Origin of the sequence: Chryseobacterium cucumeris (assembly GCF_016775705.1) — a bacterium.
In the GTDB taxonomy this organism is placed as follows: Bacteria; Bacteroidota; Bacteroidia; order Flavobacteriales; family Weeksellaceae; genus Chryseobacterium; species Chryseobacterium cupriresistens.
The window spans coordinates 4,034,660-4,055,985 of the sequence record NZ_CP068760.1 but is presented as its reverse complement, the minus strand read 5'-3'; the positions used below and the strand labels follow the sequence as shown (position 1 = coordinate 4,055,985).

The 21,326-nt window shown below is 36.4% G+C and carries 16 protein-coding genes and 2 tRNA genes; 5 read left to right on the top strand and 13 right to left on the bottom strand.

The window, feature by feature from the left end; genetic code table 11:
- Window position 1: 1 nt before the first annotated feature.
- The 3 genes from JNG87_RS18070 to JNG87_RS18060 all read right to left on the bottom strand — a co-directional run bounded on the left by JNG87_RS18070 (window position 2) and on the right by JNG87_RS18060 (window position 2,694).
- Window positions 2-1,171 (bottom strand): glycosyltransferase family 87 protein, encoded by a 1,170-nt coding sequence (locus JNG87_RS18070; RefSeq protein WP_202840129.1) that lies wholly within the window; start codon window positions 1,169-1,171, stop codon window positions 2-4.
- A gap of 29 nt (window positions 1,172-1,200) precedes the next feature.
- Complete coding sequence (locus tag JNG87_RS18065; RefSeq protein WP_089691708.1) at window positions 1,201-2,013, bottom strand: 2,3,4,5-tetrahydropyridine-2,6-dicarboxylate N-succinyltransferase; 813 nt, start codon at window positions 2,011-2,013, stop codon at window positions 1,201-1,203.
- 72 nt (window positions 2,014-2,085) lie between these two features.
- The gene (locus JNG87_RS18060) at window positions 2,086-2,694 is read right to left on the bottom strand and encodes a methyltransferase family protein (protein WP_202840128.1); all 609 of its coding nucleotides are present in this window, start codon (window positions 2,692-2,694) and stop codon (window positions 2,086-2,088) included.
- A gap of 549 nt (window positions 2,695-3,243) precedes the next feature.
- On the opposite strand from JNG87_RS18060, the gene JNG87_RS18055 reads away from it, so the two are divergent.
- A complete protein-coding gene (locus JNG87_RS18055) occupies window positions 3,244-3,408 on the top strand; it encodes a bacteriocin-like protein (RefSeq protein WP_171006347.1) in 165 nt (54 codons plus the stop codon).
- An 88-nt stretch (window positions 3,409-3,496) separates the two neighbouring features.
- On the opposite strand, the gene JNG87_RS18050 is transcribed toward JNG87_RS18055, so the two are convergent.
- The 6 genes from JNG87_RS18050 to JNG87_RS18025 form a co-directional block, all read right to left on the bottom strand.
- The gene (locus JNG87_RS18050; RefSeq protein WP_410668106.1) at window positions 3,497-6,025 is read right to left on the bottom strand and encodes a DUF5686 family protein; all 2,529 of its coding nucleotides are present in this window, start codon (window positions 6,023-6,025) and stop codon (window positions 3,497-3,499) included.
- A gap of 279 nt (window positions 6,026-6,304) precedes the next feature.
- A tRNA-Asn gene (locus JNG87_RS18045) sits at window positions 6,305-6,378 on the bottom strand.
- A gap of 265 nt (window positions 6,379-6,643) precedes the next feature.
- A complete protein-coding gene (locus tag JNG87_RS18040; protein WP_202840125.1) occupies window positions 6,644-9,814 on the bottom strand; it encodes a S41 family peptidase in 3,171 nt (1,056 codons plus the stop codon).
- A gap of 272 nt (window positions 9,815-10,086) precedes the next feature.
- Window positions 10,087-10,160 (bottom strand) — tRNA-Asn (locus tag JNG87_RS18035).
- Window positions 10,161-10,240: 80 nt separating this feature from the next.
- A complete protein-coding gene (rseP, locus tag JNG87_RS18030) occupies window positions 10,241-11,731 on the bottom strand; it encodes an RIP metalloprotease RseP (RefSeq protein WP_202840123.1) in 1,491 nt (496 codons plus the stop codon).
- A 106-nt stretch (window positions 11,732-11,837) separates the two neighbouring features.
- On the bottom strand, window positions 11,838-12,278 hold the full coding sequence (locus JNG87_RS18025; RefSeq protein WP_202840121.1) for a DUF6646 family protein: 441 nt from the start codon (window positions 12,276-12,278) through the stop codon (window positions 11,838-11,840).
- A gap of 220 nt (window positions 12,279-12,498) precedes the next feature.
- On the opposite strand from JNG87_RS18025, the gene JNG87_RS18020 reads away from it, so the two are divergent.
- Window positions 12,499-13,251: a nitrilase family protein gene (locus tag JNG87_RS18020; protein WP_202840118.1), complete on the top strand. Its 753-nt coding sequence runs from the start codon at window positions 12,499-12,501 to the stop codon at window positions 13,249-13,251.
- Window positions 13,252-13,385: 134 nt separating this feature from the next.
- On the opposite strand, the gene JNG87_RS18015 is transcribed toward JNG87_RS18020, so the two are convergent.
- From JNG87_RS18015 to JNG87_RS18000, 4 genes are all read right to left on the bottom strand, one after another.
- Window positions 13,386-13,685 (bottom strand): thioredoxin family protein, encoded by a 300-nt coding sequence (locus JNG87_RS18015; RefSeq protein ID WP_202840116.1) that lies wholly within the window; start codon window positions 13,683-13,685, stop codon window positions 13,386-13,388.
- A gap of 11 nt (window positions 13,686-13,696) precedes the next feature.
- Window positions 13,697-14,074 (bottom strand): rhodanese-like domain-containing protein, encoded by a 378-nt coding sequence (locus tag JNG87_RS18010; RefSeq protein ID WP_202840114.1) that lies wholly within the window; start codon window positions 14,072-14,074, stop codon window positions 13,697-13,699.
- 4 nt (window positions 14,075-14,078) lie between these two features.
- Window positions 14,079-15,488: an MBL fold metallo-hydrolase gene (locus tag JNG87_RS18005; protein ID WP_202840112.1), complete on the bottom strand. Its 1,410-nt coding sequence runs from the start codon at window positions 15,486-15,488 to the stop codon at window positions 14,079-14,081.
- A 214-nt stretch (window positions 15,489-15,702) separates the two neighbouring features.
- The gene (locus tag JNG87_RS18000) at window positions 15,703-16,764 is read right to left on the bottom strand and encodes a hypothetical protein (protein ID WP_202840110.1); all 1,062 of its coding nucleotides are present in this window, start codon (window positions 16,762-16,764) and stop codon (window positions 15,703-15,705) included.
- Between the two features lie 139 nt (window positions 16,765-16,903).
- On the opposite strand from JNG87_RS18000, the gene JNG87_RS17995 reads away from it, so the two are divergent.
- The 3 genes from JNG87_RS17995 (at window position 16,904) to lysA (ending at window position 21,268) form a co-directional block, all read left to right on the top strand.
- Window positions 16,904-18,430: a helicase HerA-like domain-containing protein gene (locus tag JNG87_RS17995; RefSeq protein WP_202840108.1), complete on the top strand. Its 1,527-nt coding sequence runs from the start codon at window positions 16,904-16,906 to the stop codon at window positions 18,428-18,430.
- A gap of 150 nt (window positions 18,431-18,580) precedes the next feature.
- Complete coding sequence (locus JNG87_RS17990; protein WP_202840107.1) at window positions 18,581-19,804, top strand: PolC-type DNA polymerase III; 1,224 nt, start codon at window positions 18,581-18,583, stop codon at window positions 19,802-19,804.
- Window positions 19,805-20,065: 261 nt separating this feature from the next.
- Entirely contained in the window at window positions 20,066-21,268 is a 1,203-nt protein-coding gene (lysA, locus tag JNG87_RS17985; protein ID WP_170872057.1) for a diaminopimelate decarboxylase, read from the top strand.
- Window positions 21,269-21,326: the final 58 nt, after the last annotated feature.

The window sequence follows — 21,326 nt, the reverse complement described above, 5'->3', positions numbered from 1 at the left end:
ATTAATTCAGGCTGTAATTTTTCTCAAAATCTTTAGTCAGAAGTTCATAAGTTACTCTCAACCAGATCACAATACAAGGTACGGCTTTTAAAGAATATTTGATAATATAATTCTCTTTTACAAATTTCGGGAAAAGATCCGAAGTTGAGAAACAGGTAAAAATAATAACAAAAATCAACAATCCAATGATCAATGGTGTTCTTTCTTTCTGAAGGAAAAACCAGATCAGCACTCCTACCACCGCAATAATATACGTAGGAGATTCTGAACTGGAACTGAACAATACCAAAAACAGTAATGTTGAAGCCAGAATCATCAGTTGGAATGCGTAGTGTTTATACTGTTTAATTCTGATGTAAGGCAAAGCAAAAAGTGGTAGTCCGCCTGCTAAAAATACAAGATTTGAAATAGATGCATCTCCCAAAATTCTTCTTACAAAGCCCATTAAAGAGATGTCCTGCATATTTCCAAGAACCTGATTTTCATTATTCTTCTCTACAATAGACTGAAACCAGTCTGAGTAGCACTGAATCACAAACTGCGGGCTTGAATACACCATAGGAAGCACGAAAAATAATAGGGCAATAACAACTCCTGAAAGAATAAATTTAGTTTTGTTTTTAATAAAGAAAAACTGTGTCAATCCAACAATCCCGTAGATTTTCACAAATACTCCAATTAAAATTGCGGTTACAGATTTTACTTCTTTTCTTTCGTAAATATATACTGCGGATAACAGCAAAAGTCCTGTCAACGCTACATTAAACTGAAGACTTAATGCTGCTGTAATGTATTCCTGAAGACAAAGCAGCCCGAAAATCGCTTTCTTGCTGTCTGAAAACGGCAGTTTATAAATTCCGTAGATAAAGATGAAAGTATTGGCAATATTCCAGAGTGAGATTCCCAGCCAATCCGGCATCATGGCAAACGGCGCGATCAATGCACTGAAAAATACACCATAATGATTCAGATCAAAATAAAGATCAGGATAATGGATAAATAAGTTTTTCTGATGAATGGTATTAAAGAATACATTTTTAAAAATCAGATAATTATTGATCGCATAATCTCCTCTCAGGTATTTGGAAATTGCTGTAACAACGGATATAATAAGATAAACCCCAAATATATATTTAGGGTTTAATAGTATTTTAAGAAATTTTTCTTTCAAGATTGTGGTATTAGATTAAAATATTAATCTTAAACGGCTACATTATTCTCTCTCAATGCGTCATTCAGAGATGTTTTCTTATCTGTAGATTCCTTTCTCTGACCGATAATCAAAGCACATGGAACCTGATATTCTCCAGCCGGATACTGTTTTGTATAGCTTCCTGGAATAACTACTGAACGTGCAGGAACTCTTCCTTTGATTTCAACAGGTGTATCTCCTGTAACGTCGATAATTTTTGTAGAAGCGGTCAATACTACATTAGCACCCAATACAGCTTCTTTTTCTACGTGAACTCCTTCCACAACGATACATCTTGAACCGATAAAGCAGTCATCTTCAATGATTACCGGAGCTGCCTGTAACGGCTCCAATACTCCACCGATCCCAACACCTCCACTCAGGTGAACATTTTTACCGATCTGTGCACAGCTTCCTACTGTTGCCCATGTATCTACCATTGTTCCTGAATCTACATAAGCTCCAATGTTTACATAAGAAGGCATCATAATTACTCCGGGAGCAATATAAGCTCCTTCTCTGGCAACCGCATGCGGTACAACTCTCACTCCTTTTTCAGCATAATTTCTCTTTAAAGGCATCTTGTCATGAAATTCAAACGGACCTACTTCAATAGTTTCCATTTTCTGGATCGGAAAATACATTACTACCGCTTTTTTCACCCATTCATTTACCTGCCATCCATTTTCAGTAGGCTCTGCTGTACGAAGTTCACCCTTATCAACCAAAGAAATAACCTCTCTAATTGCCTTCTGGCTGTCTTCATTCTGCAATAAATCTCTGTTGTCCCAGATATTTTCAATAGTTTGTTGTAACGACATGTTTCTTATTTAAAATTATACCGGCCAAAGATACAAAAAAGTTCAGCAAAACTGTTTTTAACATTAGTTTAATTAATAGCCCAGCATACGCTTCACTCTCTTTTTATAGATCACATAAATTTCTCCGTGTTCCTTTAGCAGGAACTCTTCTTCAAGCCTGATTTGAATCTGCATTAAAATATTTCCCGTCAGAAGAAAAGAAAAAGTAATGACAGTAGGAAAAACAAGGAAAAAACCAAACAAACTCACAGTCATTCCAAAAAAAATGGGATTTCTTGAAAATCTGAATAAACCATGAGTGATCAAATCTGTTTTCATTGTACTATCGATACCAATACGCCATGAGTTTTTCATTTGCAGTTGTGCTGTAATCACCCAAATCAAAGCAGAAATCATGATAACAAGCCCTATATATTTTAAAGCTTCAGGTTCCGGAATATTGATTTTAAAAGCCGGAAAAATGTCTTCCGGGAAGAGTAACAAAAGTATTGTGTAGATAAACAAGGCTAACAAAATCAGCTTAAAGTATAATCCTACCAATCCGTAGGCAGAATCATCTTTGGGAAGGACGTTAGGGCTTTTACCAATCCGTTTTGCGATTCTGTAACTTATTCCCACAAAGGAAACAGTAAAAAAAATAGTAAAATAAAAGGGAATGAAGAATCTGATGAAATCTGTCATAATGATAATAGTTTTGGACAAATTTCATAAGTTTTGGGATGCAATGCTATTGCAATGACAAGAATATTATTGATTTGCAGAAATGCGAAATTGTAAACCTGGAAATTCGCCTCCACCGGAGGGGTGTCAAAAATTCTCTGAATTTTTGACGGGGTGGTTAAAGAATATAGTTATAAGTTTTGGCTCCTATGTTTGCAAAAGAATAAATTTACATACAAAGCAAAAGGGGTGAGAGAACAGTTTTGGCTAAATAACTCAGGAAGTATATTGTGCTTTAGAAATGTCCTCACTTCTTTATTCCAAGTGCATATGAAAAATAACGTGAAATTAAAAACATACAAAAAACAAAATCAGAATAGGAAAATTCCTACTCTGATTTAAGTATATTTGAAATATTAAACTAGTCAACCTTTTTCAGGACTAGTCATACTGTTTTTATAAAATTCTTTTTTTGGTGAAATATGTTTATATTTGATAACTGACATGCTTTAAAATAGTTGCGGAAGCCGAAAAGCAAATAGAGTAGGCAGTAAATAAAACTAAACAATCATGAAAAATTTAAGAAAACTAACCAAAGCCAGTCTGAGAAATATTAACGGCGGAGAAGTGTGGTGTCCGGCAAAACCAATTACATCATGTAGTGTATGGTGCGGATTGACAAAGGAGCAGCAAATGCGTTGCCTGCTTGATGTAGAAGGTTGCGAGTGCTTTTAATCATCAAGGCAGTCCTTATTATATAAGCTTTAAAAAAAATTCGGCGGCTTCATTGAAGCCGCCGAATCTGTTATATGGTATATTTACTTTAGAATCCTACCTGGAATCCTGCTTTAACGCCAAACTTTGAGATATCCGGTTTGTCAAGATAATTTCCTCTCCAGTTAAAATCTACTCTGAAGATTCTCAGGTTTCCGATTCCTATATTTTCTATTCCGAATCCGTATTCATAATAGATATGTTCGCTTGGTGCAGAATATTTAAAACCTTCTACATTGATTGCTTTGGAAGCATCGCTTAATGTTCCGTAGGCTCCTCTGATAAATGCAACTTCTCTCAATTTCAGCTTTTTAATCAATGGAATATAAGAAAGTATTTTACCGTTAAAATGATGCTCAAGCTGAAGTGTAGTATAGGCATCCGTCACAAACTCATAATAATTAAGCTGGGAGAAAGTATTTGGTACCAGACCATATGAAAGGTTGGCAGGAATAATATTCTGTAATGCCAATGGAACTGTACTGAAGTTCTTTCCAGCTTCGAAATTAACCACTAGTTTTCCCATACTTCCAATCAAAAACGGCTTGTATAGCATGAATTGAAGCTTGTCATAATTGAAGTCAGCATTAAACAAACCTTCAATACCTCGCGTGTATCTTAAAACGATGGTTGGTGCCAGGTTTCTCGCCTGATAACGGTCAATACCGGTTTGTGAGAATTTTGCACCAGGTTTGGCAATTAAACTGATAGTAACATGGGAATCATTAACAGTTTTCCTTAGCTGGCCGTCTTTATAATACATCAGATTGAATTTCTCAGGGATAGCAGATTTAATACTCTGCATCACTCCATCTATTCTTATCTGAAAGTTTTTCCATGGCTCAATAGCTGCAAAAATACTTGTCTTATTTACAGAACTTAAGGAAATGTTTTCTCCTCTTGCAAAAAAGGTACTGGTAGATGAAGATTGCGGCGTAACTCCATCACCAGATGTAAGCTGTCCCCCAAGCTGAACAATGTCTCTGCTGGTTCCTGCACCAATCATAAAACGGTTAAGCTTATTGAACATATATCTTGCCTCTACTCCATATTTAAACTGCTGATCCTTGAAGCCATAAGCTGTATAAAATTGTGCTCTCCAGGTATCATTCAATCCGAAATAAGTTCTTGCTCCTAATCTTATTCTGTCCCCTTCTACTTCATTTCTTCCATAAATTGAGAAAATAGGACCAATATCTATTCCTTTAAAGGCATTATAATAACGTGAGCCAAGAGTTTCAAACAGTTTTACCATCCGGTTGAATTTCGGGGTCTGCTGAAGCTGGTCAAGCATGTTGTAAACGCCCTGTTCTGCTTTGGATAAGGTGTCAGGTCTGACTTTTGTCCAGTAAGCATCATCTTTATTGGTAAATTTATCTTCGTACTCTTCTTCGGTACGTTTGAATACCTTAGGATCAAGAGGTTTGTTGAACTGATAATCGGAGTAATCTACCGATCTTTTGGCGATGATACTTTTGGCGCCTTTCTTCTTTGAGAAAGGGCTCATTTCAAATTCTGTCACCAGTTTTTTGGGAAGAAACGTAGCATCATCAGGATTGTCATATTCTACCTGAGTATACACACTGTTGACAAAGTTGACGTTAATCTTCTGTGTTGACTTTAATGTTGCTCCTAAAACGGCATAAGTATCGGTATCAATATAAAGGTTTCCCTGAAATGCAAGGACATCTTTTCTCTTTGGCTGGTATCTTATCTGGAAGGCTTTTTCCCCACGAATCGTAATGGTGTCCATAAGACTATAATCATAGGTGCTGAAACCGTCACTTCCAACAGGACTCTGGAATCCGATATCGAAATAATTCAGGGTATTGTCGTAGATATTGATATCACGGTATAAGTTTTTAGCAGAAACCGTTATGACCTGATTGTCTTGGAAACCTGAGGTCTTTTGAGCAACCAGTGTTCTTTTACTGTCTTTGTCCGGCCTGTTTTTGCCATAATTTTCATAAACGGCTTCATTCAAGAAGATAGGAAGACCAAGTCTTCCACTCGCAGTAGAATCTGCATAACTGAAAATGAAATCAAGTTTATTGAAAATCTTTTTCTTCATGAACGCACTGTCAAGATTATTCAGGTCAAACTGTGTTTTTTCGTATTCTTTATATGAATAAGTATCGAATTTTTCCAGTCCGTTATTTCTTTTTTGCGCCCACACTTTCTGCATAATTGCATAAGCAGGATTTTCTTTCTTGTTTTTATATTTTGTTTTTCCGCTTTGAAGAACAATCTCCTGAATATCGCTTACTTTAGCCTGTGATAGCTGTACGAAAATATTGTCAGCATTTTCAGGGGTAATATCAAGGGTTTCTGTGGTATAATTTTTTCTGGAAAATCTTAACTGATGGATGATGCTGTCTGACTTAACAATGAAATTGCCCGAAGTTGTCGTTAAGGCAGGTGTTTTATCATTGTTGATAAAAATATCAACGTTATTCAGTTCTTTATTGTTCTTTTCGTCAACCACCTTACCGCTGACCTTGTTTTGAGCACATACGGAACCGGCGAGAATCAGGAAAAAAAATAAAAAATAGTGTTTTTGGGAGTTATTGTTTAACATCATTTGTTTCTTCAGGCATTTAGCATAAACAAAAAGCATGCAGTTTAATTAAAAAACAGGTAAAAAAATAAAAAATTTTTATTCTATCCTATAAAACGACAAAAGTAGCGAAAATAATATATGTATTGATTAAAAATTAACCGGGAATTTTTTATGCTTAAAATATAATAATCAGAGCGTTAAAACAACGTGAAAGTGAAAATTTTTAAGATCATTTCGGTGTTTTTTTGTGGAACTTATAAAATGAAAAAAGACTTACAGAAATGTAAGTCTTTTTTGCTCCTCCTGCTGGGCTCGAACCAGCGACCCTCTGATTAACAGTCAGATGCTCTAACCAACTGAGCTAAGGAGGAATTTCCTTTGTTTTAAGTGGTGCAAATATAGTATGAATATCCATACCAAGCAAGTTTTTATTCTTGAATATTCATCGAAAGAAGCTATTGATTTATTTTTCAATAAATTAAATTTTAAATATTTTTTGCGATGGGCAGACGTTATTCGGAATGGTATAAATTCTAAGCTGTAAGCAATGGAATTTTTAGACCTGTTTTTTTTAAAAGAAATAAAAAAGACCTACAGCAATGTAAGTCTTTTTTATTTTTTATTGTTCTGAAATTTTTACTTCTTTAAATCTTTTAGTATTTCCTGAACAGCTCTTTCCAGCTGAGGATCATTGTTCTGAAGACGATCCATAAAGGTGTTTTTAACATAAATGTCTGGTTTTACACCTGTTTTCTCAAGATTTTGTCCGTCCAATGTGTAGGTTCCCCATGCAGGAAGTCTGTAAGAAGATCCGTCTACCAATCCTTTGGCTGAAGTGAAAATAATCCATCTGTAAGTATCCTGACCGATGATTTTCCCCAGTTTCAGTGCTTTGAACCCGGCTGCAGTCATTTCGGCATCACTCAATGAAGCTTCATTAATCAAAAGGACGATAGGTTTTCCGGAAGGAGCAAAGTTGGGTTGGGTTGTTATTTTTCCTTCACGGTATTTCCATTGTAAATAAGGTCTTTGAGAAAGGAAATTCAATACTTTATCATGCACATTTCCACCGGTATTGTAACGTAAGTCAAGAATGACAGCATCTTTTCTGTTTTCCTGTTCTACCATGTCCAGAAGAAAATGATCCAGCTCATCAGTAGACATGTTTTTCATGCAGGAGTAGGCAATACGGTTGTTGCTAAGCTTATCTACACGCTGATGATTATTGTAGATCCAATCGTCGTAAAGCAAGCCTTTTAATTCTCCATTAGAAATCGGATGTACTTTGGTAGTTACCGTTTTACCATCACGATTAAAGGTAAGAACCAGCTCATCCTGTTTTTTAGGGCTTGTGAAATACGTTTCTATATTTTCGTTAAGATCAATCTTTTTCCCGTTTACAGAAGTCAGTTGGTCTCCAGGTTTGATATCAACGCCGGAACGGTAAGCAGGGGATTTTCTCAGAATGCTTTCTACCGTGTAGGGCTGGTCTTTTTTGAAGATAATTCCTGTTTCGTTCGTAAAATAGTTCAGGAACATGGTTTCTTCCTTTCCGGTAGAAGAAAATCCGGTGTGTGAAGAATTAAGCTCTCCTAAAAGATCATTCAATAATATTCTGAGGTCATTCCTGTTATGAACATACGGAAGATACTTGGCATATTGCTCCTTTTTAGCTTTCCAGTCGATACCATGGAACTTTTCATCGTAGAAATTTTCTTCCACACCTGTCCATGCTTCAGCGTACATCTGGGTAAATTCTGATGCCAGATCTTTATCAAAACTGTATTGGATGTTGATCTTTTCAGGCTTTAATGCCGCTACAGTTGTTTTGTAAATATTACCTTCTATCAGGGCAAACAGGTTTTTATCATTTTTGGTTAGATAATAAGCCGCTTTATCGAAAACTTTTTCAGATTTGGCAGGCTCAAAATCTGTGAATACCTTTTTAAACAGCTTTCTTTTTCCATTGTCCTGATTAGAATTGAAAAGAAGAATTTCTTTTTTATCATCAGCGAAAACAGCTGGATCATCCTGGTATCCATATCGGTCGGTAACCAGTTCAATTCTGTCAAGAGTGTCATCAGGATTAACCTTCAATTCCTTGATTACCGGCTCTTTTTCTTCCTTTTTATCCTTGTCTTCCTCTTTCTTATCCTTCTTGTCTTTTTCTTTATCTGAAGATTTTTCCTCCTTCTTTTCTTCAGTGAAGAGATTGTCGAATTTTTCAGACTTAAATGGCTCGTCAAACCAATCCAAAGCCATACGGTAAATGTTGGATTTCTGCATGCCTAAAGGATAAGACGGATTGGTCCTGTCGCTGGCGAAATAAATATATTTTCCGTTTGGAGACCACACAGGATCTTCTTCAGAAACGCCGGTATTGGTAAGGTTTAAAGTCTGTCCTTTTTTGATGTGATAGATGAAAATATCGAGCTCGAAGTTTCTTTTTGCCGAGAATAATACATATTCGTTATTAGGGGATAAAGAAGGCCTTGAGTTTTGGAATGCCCAAATCTCGTCTTTTACAATAGTTGTAGATGTAAAACTTTTTAAATCCAATAATCGTACTTCATCTCTTCCGCTTAAATAAACAGCTTTTGAAAGATCACTATTGAGTGTGATGCTGCGGTTATTTCTTGAATCTTCCGTTAATTGCTTCGGCTTGCCTTTTCCATCGGCCGGAATAGTAAACCAGTTCTGATAGCCGTTATAAGTCTGGTTGTAAAGAAGAGTACGGTTATCTTTCAGCCATTTCACTTCCATGGCGCGTTCTTTTCCATCAGAGACCTGCTGGGCAAATTTTCCTTCAATATCAGAAACGAATATGATTCCACGGCTTATGAATGCCATTTTTTTTCCGTCCGGAGATACGTCATAATAGGAAATATTATTTTCCACATTGAAATTCTGAGCTTTTTCCAGGGTTTTGTTGGTATTCAGGCTGATGTTGAGAGGAGTTGTGTTTTTTGAGGCGACATCATAAGTATAAAGCTGGTAATCCTTTTCAAAAATAACTTTGGAACCATCTGCTGAAACAAATGGTTTTTTAATGGAAGTTTCAAATTTCGTTAAGGCAGTCTTTTTACCATTTTCGATTTTATAAAGATTATATTCTCCATTATTTTCATCAGAAATAAAATAGATAATACCATTTTTATCTACACTTGGGTTGAAGTCTTTTCCTTCATAGTTGGTGTACTGTTTGAAAGAATTGTTTTTTGGGTTGTATCCAAGAATATCAGGATTATTTTCTCCTTTATAACGCTTACGCTGTACCTGATGGGCACTTTCTGAAGAACTTGTGAAAAGATATTCTCCTGAAGGAGTTTCTACAAGACCATTGGTATTATTAAAATAATTGTTGAAAAGCTTTTGTGGGGTTTTCCCCTCAATTGTAGTTTTAAAGCTGCCGAAATTATTATTTCTGTTGGAAGTAAAATAAATCGTTTTACTGTCCCACGCCCAGCTTTCCATTTCATCCCTTCCGGTATGGAAGGTTAATTGCTTGATAGTTCCTCCTCCTGCAGGCATTACATACACATCATAATTTCCATATTGATTAGAACTGAATGCAAGCCATTTTCCATCCGGGGAAAGACGGGGATTAATTTCTTCTCCGTCCAGAGCGGTAATTCTTGAAGCGTTTCCTCCATTAGAGTCTGCTTTCCAGATATCGCCGTCATATGCAAAATAAGCTGTTTTTCCATCCGGACTTAATGAGGGACCTGATAAAAAATAAGACTTTTCCTGTGCCGAAATCCCTGCAATAGAAAATGCTGTTAATAACGAAATAATAGTTTTCTTCATGGTAGAATGGGGTATTTATGCAATACGATATATTGATTTTATTATTCTTTGTTGTTGCAGAGAAATACTGATCTGAAGAAAATTTTCTCAGTTTGAATAACTCTTCCAATAATAGTCGAATTATTACGGAAATAGTTACATGAAACATCTGGAAAACCGAATAATATTCGTTGAAACAGAAAGTAAGTTGCACATGGTTATTGTATAGTGCAGTTGTACAATTCGTCAGATTAAGCCACAAAAAAAGACTCACATTTCTGTAAGTCTTTCTGCTCCTCCTGCTGGGCTCGAACCAGCGACCCTCTGATTAACAGTCAGATGCTCTAACCAACTGAGCTAAGGAGGAATGTCCTTTGTTTTAAGTGGTGCAAATATAGGACGAATATTTATACCCTACAAATATTTTTAAGAAAAATTTTAAAAAAATTATAATTTACCCATAAATACTTTGAAGATGTCACTTCCAAAGATCAGTAACATCAATCCTAACAGGAAGATAACTCCAATCATCTGTGCGTTTTCCAAAACTTTCTGAGGAACAGGTTTTCCTACAATAATTTCATATAAAGTAAATAAAACGTGTCCACCATCAAGTCCCGGAATCGGAATAAGGTTCAGGAATGCCAGCCATACGGAGAACATTGCTGTAAAGCTCCAGAAAGCCACCCAGTTGATTTTAACGCTTCCATCCGCATCCTTATCTACAGGCATATTCTTTACAATAGCAATAGGCCCTCCAACGTTTTTATACCCCTGAACTTTAGAATTGAACATGATTTTGAACTGCTTAACCTGAGTCGTTAATGCTTCAATAGTTCTTGTGAATCCTCTTGGAATAGCTTCTCCGAAAGAATACTTTTTATTCGTTACAATATCTTTTGCTATGCTTTTGGTATCAATGGCGATCCCCAGTTTTCCGTTTTTGTCCACAGAAACTGCCGGTAATGTCTGTACAGCTCCGTTTCTTTCAACATCCACAGAAACTGTTTTTCCTTTATTTTCACTTAAAAGAGTGCTTACTTCATCAAAGAATGCCGCTTTCTTTCCGTTGATTCCTACAATTTTATCACCTTTTGCCAGTCCGGATGACTGGGAAGAAGGAGTTGCCAATGAGTCAATAACCATAGATACCCTTGGAGAGATGTATAATTTTGCTTCTTTCTGCTTAAGAACATCTGCAACACCGTCTGCATTGACAGGGAAAGTAACTTCCTGTCCGTTTCTGTTTACGGTAACATGATCTCCCAAAAGGATATTGATGGAAGTATTTTCAAGTCTTTCTGCCGGTCTTCCGTCTACACTAATGATTTTGTCACCATTTTGGAAACCCATTTTCTTTCCTGCAGAAGTGGCTTCAATACCATTTTTAAATTTTGTAATATCTGTATAAGTTTCTCCGTTGAAGAATGATAAACAGCTGTAGATTAACCACGCAAGAAAAAAGTTAACGGTAACTCCCCCCAGCATAATGATAAGTCTCTGCCAGGCTGGTTTTGATCTGAACTCCCAAGGTTCTGCCGGTCTTTTCATCTGAGCAGTATCCATACTTTCGTCCACCATTCCTGCAATCTTCACGTATCCTCCAAAAGGAAGCCAGCCGATTCCGTATTTTGTTTGCTCAGGGTGTTTTCTCCAGTCGTTGTCCGGAAGTTTTGATATATCGATAGGAACTTCTTCCTTCTTTCCGTTCACTTCTATTACTTCAGAATCCGGTAAGTTTTTTGATAAAAATTTATACTGCCATTTTCCGTTGATTTTCTTCATGGAGAATATGGAGAAGTAAGGATCAAAAAACAGGAAAAACTTCTCTGCTCTGGTCTTGAACCATATTGCCGGTAAAAAATGCCCAAGCTCATGAAGAAGCACAAGTATAGAGATGCTCAGAATGAACTGAAAAAGTTTGATTGCTATTTCCATTAATAAATTTTAGATTTTAATTTGCAAAGGTAACAATTATCAAAACTATGCCAAATAAAAAAGCTCCCCGAAACGAGAAGCTTTGTCATATTTAAAGACGATTTGATTATAAATTGAAAGAAACGCCAAGACTGCCATTGTTGCCTACTTCTGCAAAAACCCCAATTTTCTCTGTGAAGAAATAACGGGCTCCGATGTGAGCGCCTACTCCAAAGTCTCTTCCAAGCACTCCAAGGTCTACACCAGGATAAATGTCCCATTTTGAAGGAAGATTCAGGGCTTCCTGCAAATGAAAGTTCAGTCTTCCGAAAACAAAAACACGATTATCCTTATCGTTGTCTTTGTAATTGTCAAAATACCCATTGATCCCGGCACCCACTGAAATAAGTTTGTTGAGTCCATAGTCGTAAGTTCCCGTAATTCCGGTTCCATATCCCCAGGCGCTCAGCCCCAGTTGTATTTTCTGATCTCCCTTTCCTGTCCAGGCCTGAGCATTAGCCATAGCACCAAAAAAGAAGATCGCCACCATAAAAAACAATTTCTTCATAAATTTTTAATTTTAAGGATAATAATAAAAAATATTTCTATCAAAAATGAAACCGAAAGAACGGCAATAGTATAAAAATGGTTGACTTTAATACATTATTAAGAAATAGTGCCCGATTTTTGTGTGGAAAACTACTTTTTCAACCATTTAATTCTCCTTTTGTAAAGATAAAAGCTGTATTTTTATACTTCATATTTGAAATAATTTAAAAGAATAAAAGATGAAAGTTGCAGGGCTAAATTTAGATATCATCTGGAAAAATAAAACTGAGAATTTTGCACGGATAGAAAGTGAACTGCTGAATGTGGAGGCAGATCTGTTTCTTCTTCCTGAAATGTTTTCAACAGGTTTCTGTATGGATGCTTCCGAAGTATCAGACAGGAATAATGAATCGCTGGAATTTTTGAAAAAGATCTCAAAAGAGAAAAATGCAGCATTCTGCGGAAGTGCTCCGGTAGAACAAAATGGAAACTTCTACAACAGGATGTATTTTGTGAAGCCGGATGGCGAAATCTCTTTTTATGATAAGAGGCATTTGTTCTCTTTTTCCGGAGAAGATAAGGTCTACACACCGGGAAAAGAAAGAGTAATCGTTGAATACAAAGGAATACGTTTCCTGCTTCAGGTATGTTATGATCTTCGATTTCCTGTTTTTGCCCGAAATAATGATGATTATGATGCCATTTTATATGTTGCCAACTGGCCCGAGAAGAGAGTAGGAGCCTGGGAGCATCTGTTGAAAGCCAGAGCTATTGAAAATTTATCTTTTGTATTTGGTCTCAACAGAATAGGAACTGATGGAAATGATCTGTTATATCAGGAAAGTTCTCACTGCTTCTTTGGTGATGGAAAAGAAATTTCTCAGAAACAGGGAAATTTCGTATCTGCAGAACTATACCTGGAGGAATTGAAGGACTTTAGAAAACATTTCCAGTTTTTGAATGACCGTGATTCTTTTTCTATTGAGTTTTAGATTTTCCCCACAGGTCTCGCAGATCTTCACAGATTTTTAATTTCTATATAAAGAAAAACAAGCGTAATTATCTGTGGAGATCTGTGCGATCTGCGGAAATTATAAAAAGCAAAAAACTGTGAAAAATCACAGTTTTAAGCGTATTGTTGTAAAAGTTGGGTGAGGGTATTCACATCATGAACACCACTTTCCTTCCATAGCATTTCTCCTTTTTTGAAAATGGCCAGTGTAGGAACCCCGCGCACTCCGTATTGAGCAGCCAATGCGGGATATTGATCTACATCTACTTTTAAAATTCTGGCCCCTTCGCCAATGTTTTCCTTTACCGTATTTAATACCGAAGACTGTACTTTACAAGGCTGGCACCATGTTGCGAAAAAATCTATCAGAACAGGTCTTTCGGAATCTATAATTTCCTGAAATTTTTGTGACATATTGGGTTGTATTAGTTTGCTTTTTTGTTTGTTTCGTCCTGAATCGCTTTTACATTTTTCCAGGTTGTACCATCATAAGCCTCCACACCATTTTTCTTCAGAATTTCCATAGCCTGATCTGCCTGAATTCCTTTATTGCAAAATACAACAACTTTTTTTCCTTTTAAAGTTTCTATGTTGTTTTGAATCTCTGCCAAAGGAATATTGATCGCATTTTTTGCTGTTCCTGCAGCATACTGCTCCGGAATCCTGACATCTACCAGTGTTACCTCAGGACTGTTGACTACTTCTTTAATGCTGGCAGTAGGAATTGCTGTTGTAGGTGATGTCTTACAGCTACTTAGCATAAAAGCTAACACTAAAATTAATCCGGAAAACTGAATTTTCATGATCTTACAGGGTCTTAGATTGGCATACGAAATCGGTAGTTGGCAGTCTTTCCGTTTTTTTGATCCCGTTAAAACCACCTTCTATTTCAGTAAAATTCCTGATTCCGTGTGAGTTAAGAATGCTTGCGGCAATCATGCTTCTGTACCCACCTGCGCAGTGCAGGAAGAAATGTTCAGAATCATCAATGGTACGAGCCCAGTCACTGATAGTGTCTAGTGGCTTGTTATAAGCATTGTCAATGTGTTCTGCGGAATACTCCGTAAGTTTTCTTACATCAATTACTGTAGCGTCTGCTGTAAATTGTTCTGCAAATTCAGCCGGAGTAATTCTTTTGATTTCATCCGTTTCCTTACCTGCATTTTTCCATGCTTCAAAACTGCCTTTCAGGTATCCTATCACATTATCAAAACCTACTCTGCTTAGTCTGGTGATCACTTCCTCTTCAGTTCCTTCATCAGTAATTAATAATAAAGGGTGTTTTACATCTACAATAAGAGTTCCTACCCATGGGGCGAAATCTCCTTTCAGTCCTATATTGATAGAGTTGGGGACAAATCCTTTATGGAAGTCCGCAGCTCCTCTTGTATCTAAAATTAATGCTCCTGTTTCTTCCGCCAAAGCTTCAAAGTCCTCCGCTTCAACAGGCTGTAGTCCTTTGTTCATTACAACATCAAGACTTTCATAGCCACCTTTATTTAAAGCGACATTCATTCCGAAGTATTTCGGTGGAGCTGTTAAACCATCCAGAACTTCTCTGATGAAAGACTCTTTGTCCGGTTGGTTAAGAGCATAATTGTTTTTTTTCTGGTTCCCCAGAATATCAACAGTTTCCTTCTGCATATTCTTTCCACAGGCAGAACCAGCGCCGTGAGCCGGATAAACAGTGATGCTGTCATCCAATGGCATGATTTTGCTCTGAAGACTGTCATATAGAATTCCCGCAAGATCCTCCTGGGTAAGATTAGTCGCCTTTTGGGCAAGATCCGGTCTTCCTACATCTCCCAGAAACAATGTATCACCTGTGAAAATTGCCGTTTCAACACCATTTTCGTCTATTAAAAGGTAAGTACTACTTTCCATGGTGTGTCCCGGTGTGTGCAGTACCTTTATTTTCACTTTTCCTATCTCAAAAATCTGATTATCTTCAGCAATAATAGCGTCAAATTCCGGAACAGCAGTAGGTCCGTATACAATCGGAGCACCTGTTTTCTTGCTTAAATCCAAATGTCCGGATACGAAATCAGCATGGAAATGAGTTTCAAAAATATATTTTAAAGTGACATTATCTTTTTCCAGGCGATCCAGATAGGGTTTTACTTCTCTTAAAGGATCAATAATGACAGCTTCATTCTCTGATACAATATAATAGGCACCCTGAGCCAGACAGCCCGTATATATTTGTTCAATTTTCATTGGGTCTTTTTTTAATGAGTTAAAGATACGAAGTATTAGATCAATTCTAAATGAAATGTTAAATTCCATTGATAGTTTCTTTCAATACTTTGTTAAACATATGTTTAGTATGTGTCGTTTTTTTAGCAAAAAGGATGCCTTACATAATGTCAATTGGCAAATGCTGTTTTATATCATGTCCTGCTTCTGGAACAATGTCTTTAAAGCATTCATTTTACTCTATCTGATAATATATTTTGTACAGAATTTCATTGGTGTTTTCTGTAATGTTCTTCTCTGTTTTGAATTGGAGATATTCCTCTTTATTAGCTTCTCCTTCATCATAACGGATCAGTCTTTTGTACTTGTCATAGAGGTAATCTTTAATTTTTCCGTTGTCTGCTAATCTAATTATCTCACCAAAATATTTTTTAGTGTCTTCGTGCATCGGCCACTTTGTTTCATGAGTTTTATAGAATTCTATCATTTTGTCTATGGCATATACTTCAGACTCGATATTCATATCATTGAAGCCTGTCAGAAGTTCTTTTTTATCTGCATTTTCTCCCAGCCATTTTGTTTTTGCATACACCGAAGCAAGCACAGCATTAGTCATCATGGAATCTCTTTTGATAACAGGAGATAAGATGATATCCGGAGTATGGCTAATAGGAAGAGTTTTTTTAGCAGCGATATCCAATACACCAAAATAGGTCTCAGCTTTGTTTTTGAGTTCAGACAGTTGATCACGGGTCATTTCATCGCTTGATCCTCGGATTTTAAAGCCCCATCCTCCACATTCATAAATAGAAAGGAGTGACTTCTTATCAGTATATTTTACACCTTTGAAAAAATCACGTTCACCCATTGAATGATCAAAAATTGAATAGATATAGTTTACTTTTACCTTATCATTGGATATATTTCCAAACATAGGTTTTAAGTCTACACTTTTATTGGAATTCTGATTCAGAACCGTTTCATATATGGAAAATTCATCTCTCAAAAGCTGGTTGTCAACTAATTTTTTAGGATAAATATATAAGGTCAGGACCGTTTTACTTTTTTTACGGTGTTGTTGTACATAGCTTACCACAATGTGCTTATTCTGTAGATCATAAGATACTATTTCTTCTCTTTGAAAGCCAGACCATAAAACTGGGAAAACGGCTGATGTCGGCAAGTGGGTGTAATCGCCTTTAATCTGTAAATTAACAGGGCCATTTCTTTTCTGAGCAAGAAACAAGGTGGAGGAAAAAGCAAAAATAACGAGTAGAATTTTTTTTAATGACATCATGTGTGGTATATATGTTGTTCTCAAGGCTAAATTAAAAAATAAATTTAGGGAACTTAGAATATAATTTAATCATTATATTATTTTATTTACTCAAATTTTTCTAAAAAATTCTATATTTATAAGTTAAAAAAGCGATCAAATGGCAGACAAAACACAATTTATTGAAGAACTTAACGCTAGATATACTCCTAAAGGAGAACATATAATATTAGGAAAAGGGATGTTGGATGGAGAAGTTGTTACGGAAGTAAACGTAACCATTCCCCTGAAAACGATTAACCGCCACGGTCTTATTGCAGGAGCTACCGGAACCGGTAAGACAAAAACATTACAGGTATTCGCAGAACAGCTTTCTCACGCAGGAATTCCGTCTCTCGTTCTGGATATTAAAGGAGACTTTTCCGGAATTGCAGAAGCAGGACAAATGAATCCTATCATTGAGGAAAGATATGCGAAGACACAGCTTCCTTATAATCCCCAAGGCTTTCCTGCAGAATTGATGAGTATTTCCGGAGGAAAAGGAGTGAAACTGAGGGCTACCGTTACAGAATTCGGGCCTGTTTTATTAAGCAAAATCCTTGAATTGAATGATACGCAGCAAAGCATCATGTCTATTGTCTTCAAATACTGTGATGATAAAGGACTTCCTTTAATTGACCTTAATGATCTGAAGAAAGTACTTCAGTATGTAACGGATAATGCACAGGGAAAAGCTGAGCTTGCAGCCAATTACGGATCCATTGCATCAGCCTCTCTCGGTGCTATTTTAAGATCTATTGTAGCTTTGGAGCAGCAGGGAGCAGCAGGATTTTTCGGTGAATTAAGTTTTGATGTTCATGATTTACTGGAAACAAGAGATGGAAAAGGAGTGGTTAATATTTTAAGAGTAGCAGATATTCAGAATAAGCCACAGCTTTTCTCAACGTTTATGCTTTCGCTTTTTGCTGAAATTTATATGACGTTTCCGGAAGAAGGAGACAGTGGGAAACCAAAGCTGGTATTATTCATTGATGAAGCCCATCTGATTTTTGATGAAGCTTCCAAAGCTCTTCTTTCACAGATCGAAACAATGGTGAAATTAATCCGTTCCAAAGGAGTAGGAATTTATTTTATTACCCAGATTCCCGGGGATGTTCCAGAAAATGTCCTTTCTCAATTGGGATTAAAAATACAGCATGCTTTAAGAGGATTTACTGCAAAAGATAAAAAAGAAATTACCAAAGCCGTTGAAAACTATCCTACCACAGAATATTACGAAGCTTCCAGCCTGATCCAGAATCTGGGAATTGGAGAAGCATTTGTGACAGCTCTGGATGAAAAAGGAATACCGACACCATTAGTGCATACTTACCTGATTTCTCCCGAATCGAGAATGGATGTTCTGAGTGAGGCGGAAGTCTCCGATCTTACTTCCAGATCAGCAATGGTAGCAAAATATGAGCAGGCATTAGACAGAGAGTCTGCCTACGAAATGCTGACCACCAGAATGGAACAGGCAGCACAAAACCCCGCACCTGCACAGAAGGCAAAACCCGTAAAAGAAGAACCCGGAATGTTCGAACAGGTTTTACAGAGTAAGGCTGGCCGTACCTTTACCTCTACTTTAATGAGGGAAGGAGCAAAAGCTATTCTCGGAATGTTCGGGCTGGGAGGCAGAAGAAGATAATTTTGAAAGCTAACCTGCTGTGTTTTGATATATTTTTTGTTATTTTAGCAGGTTATCTTTACATAACAGTAAAAAACAGAGCCTTATTTTATTGGGGAATAAAAGCAGGTCTAAATAGTAAACTAGAAAAACAGCAGTTAACACACATTCATGTATTCAATTATAGATATAGAAAGTAATGGTGCAGGTTATAGAAATGAATGCATTATAGATATCGCCATCTACAGATATGACGGTCAGAAAATTACAGATCAGTTTATATCCCTTGTAAACCCCGAAGGTGATATTACTCCTTTTGTACAGAAGCTGACCAGTATTACCCCAAAAATGGTCAAGACTGCTCCGAAATTTCATGAAATTGCCAAAAGAGTGATAGAAATTACTCAGAATACAACTTTGGTAGGTCATAATATTGATTTTGATTACAGGATGCTTCGCCAGTCATTCAAAAGGCTTGGTTATGATTTTAAAATCAATACTTTAGATACAATTCCGTTAGCAAAAAAACTGATTCCTGATGAAGTAAGTTATTCCTTGGGAAAACTGGTGAAATCATTGGGTATTCCATTGACCAACCATCACAGGGCGGAAGGCGATGCAAGAGCTACATTAGAACTTTTCAAACTTCTGATCTCAAAAGATATTGAAAATGAGATTATTCAGAAGCAGCATGATGAGTCTAATGCCAAAACGTATATCAACAAGATCAAAGAACTTACACAGGATCTTCCTAATGACAAAGGTTTTGTGTATTTTCAGGATGAAGCAGGACGTATTATGTTTTCTGATTACGTTCAGGATATCAACAAATTTTCCAAAAAGGTTTTCAATTCGAAATCAAAAAAATGGGAGCAGATCCAGAAAGATGTTGAACAGATTAATTTTGAGCTTACAGGAACAGATATTATTGCCAAACTGATTCTTAATTCCAAGAATATTAAAAAGAAAGAGGTCTTACCTTTCGGATTATATTTCAGGAATAATAAATATGTAGTTGAGAAAAATAAGCTTAATAAAACTGAGAAGCCGGTCTTGAAATTCAGGTCATTTACCCAGGGAACAAAAGCTGTTCAGTTTATTGGTTCTCAGGAAGAATTTAAAGATTTTTCTGTCTTGAAACAAAAAATTGAATTCAGAAAAAGAAATGAGCTATGGCTCGGGCCGGGAAGAAAATTAGGAGAAAAACTGTTTTTAATTATAGAAAACGGAAAAGTGGTTTCATTTGGCTTCTATGAATTGTTTACACAGATTCAGACGCTGAGTAAGCTGGCTAAACTGAAAATTGATCTTCCGCTGTCTTCTACAGATTTGAATAACGAACTGCAGCTGGCACTTCTTCGAGCGGATTTTGAGACCTTACCACTGCCGAAGTGATAGAGTGTCTTCATGTTATAAGTTTTATTCTGCAGACCATGCCATTCAAATCAATTGTACTGAAATAAAAAATAAATAGTATTTTTGCAAAAAATAAATAGTAGCAATGCAAAATTTTAAACAAAATAAAACTGGAAAAAAGGGAACTGTAAAGTTCTCTAAGGTTTGGAATATTTAAAAGAGTTGTCTTGCATAAAAAAATAATCAATGTGGCAGGCTCTTTTTCGAAGAATCTGCCTTTTTTTATGTTAAAATGAAATTATGAATTCAAAAGAATTATTAAAGATTGCCAATGAGTTTGGCACACCGGTGTATGTTTATGATGCTGAATCCATCAAAATTCAATACGAAAAACTTACTTCTTCATTTTTAAAACATACTAAGTTCTTCTACGCAGCGAAGGCCTTGACCAATATCAATATTCTTAAGTATGTCAAGAATTTGGGTGCATCTTTGGATTGTGTATCTATCAACGAAGTTAAGCTGGGATTAAAGGCAGGATTTTCGAAAGAAAAGATATTATTTACACCCAACTGTGTTGACCTTGCTGAAATAGAGGAAGCAATGACTTTTGGAGTTCATATTAACATTGATAACATTTCTATTCTTGAGCAATTCGGGAATAAATACGGAAATACCTATCCGATTTTAGTAAGAATCAATCCGCATATTTTTGCAGGAGGTAACTATAAGATTTCAACTGGGCACATCGACAGTAAATTCGGGATTTCTATTCACCAGGTTCGTCACATCGAAAGAGTGATGAAGAGTACCAACCTTAATGTTGAAGGTCTTCACATGCACACGGGAAGTGAAATAAAAGATCCGGATGTATTCCTTCAGGCTTTGGAGATTATGCTGGAGCTTTCTGAGCATTTCCCGAACCTGAAATATCTGGATATGGGAAGCGGATTCAAAATCCCTTACCAGGATAGTGAAGAAGAAACTGATGTGAAAACATTAGGTAAAAAAGTAGAGAAAGTAATTTCTGAATTTTCAAAATCTACAGGAAAAAAATTCGAATTATGGTTTGAGCCTGGAAAATTCCTGGTGGGGAAAAGTGGATATTTATTAGTGAAAGCTAATGTGATCAAGCAGACAACAGCTACTGTTTTTGTTGGAGTGAATTCCGGATTTAATCATCTGATCCGCCCAATGTTCTATGATTCTTACCATATGATTGAAAACCTGTCCAATCCAAAAGGTGCAGAAAGAATTTATACGGTAGTAGGAAATATCTGCGAAACAGATACGTTCGCATGGGACAGAAAACTGAATGAGGTAAGAGAAGGAGATATTCTTGCTTTCCATAATGCAGGAGCTTACGGTTTTGAAATGAGTTCAAACTTCAATTCTAGATTAAAGCCAGCAGAAGTATTATTCTTAGACGGAAAAGCTCATTTGATCCGTAAAAGAGACGAGTTTGAAGATTTGTTGAGAAATCAGATTGAAATAGTAATGTAAAATCCGAAACATATGATATAAGCAGCTGCCTTTTTGGTGGCTGTTTTGTTTTACATGG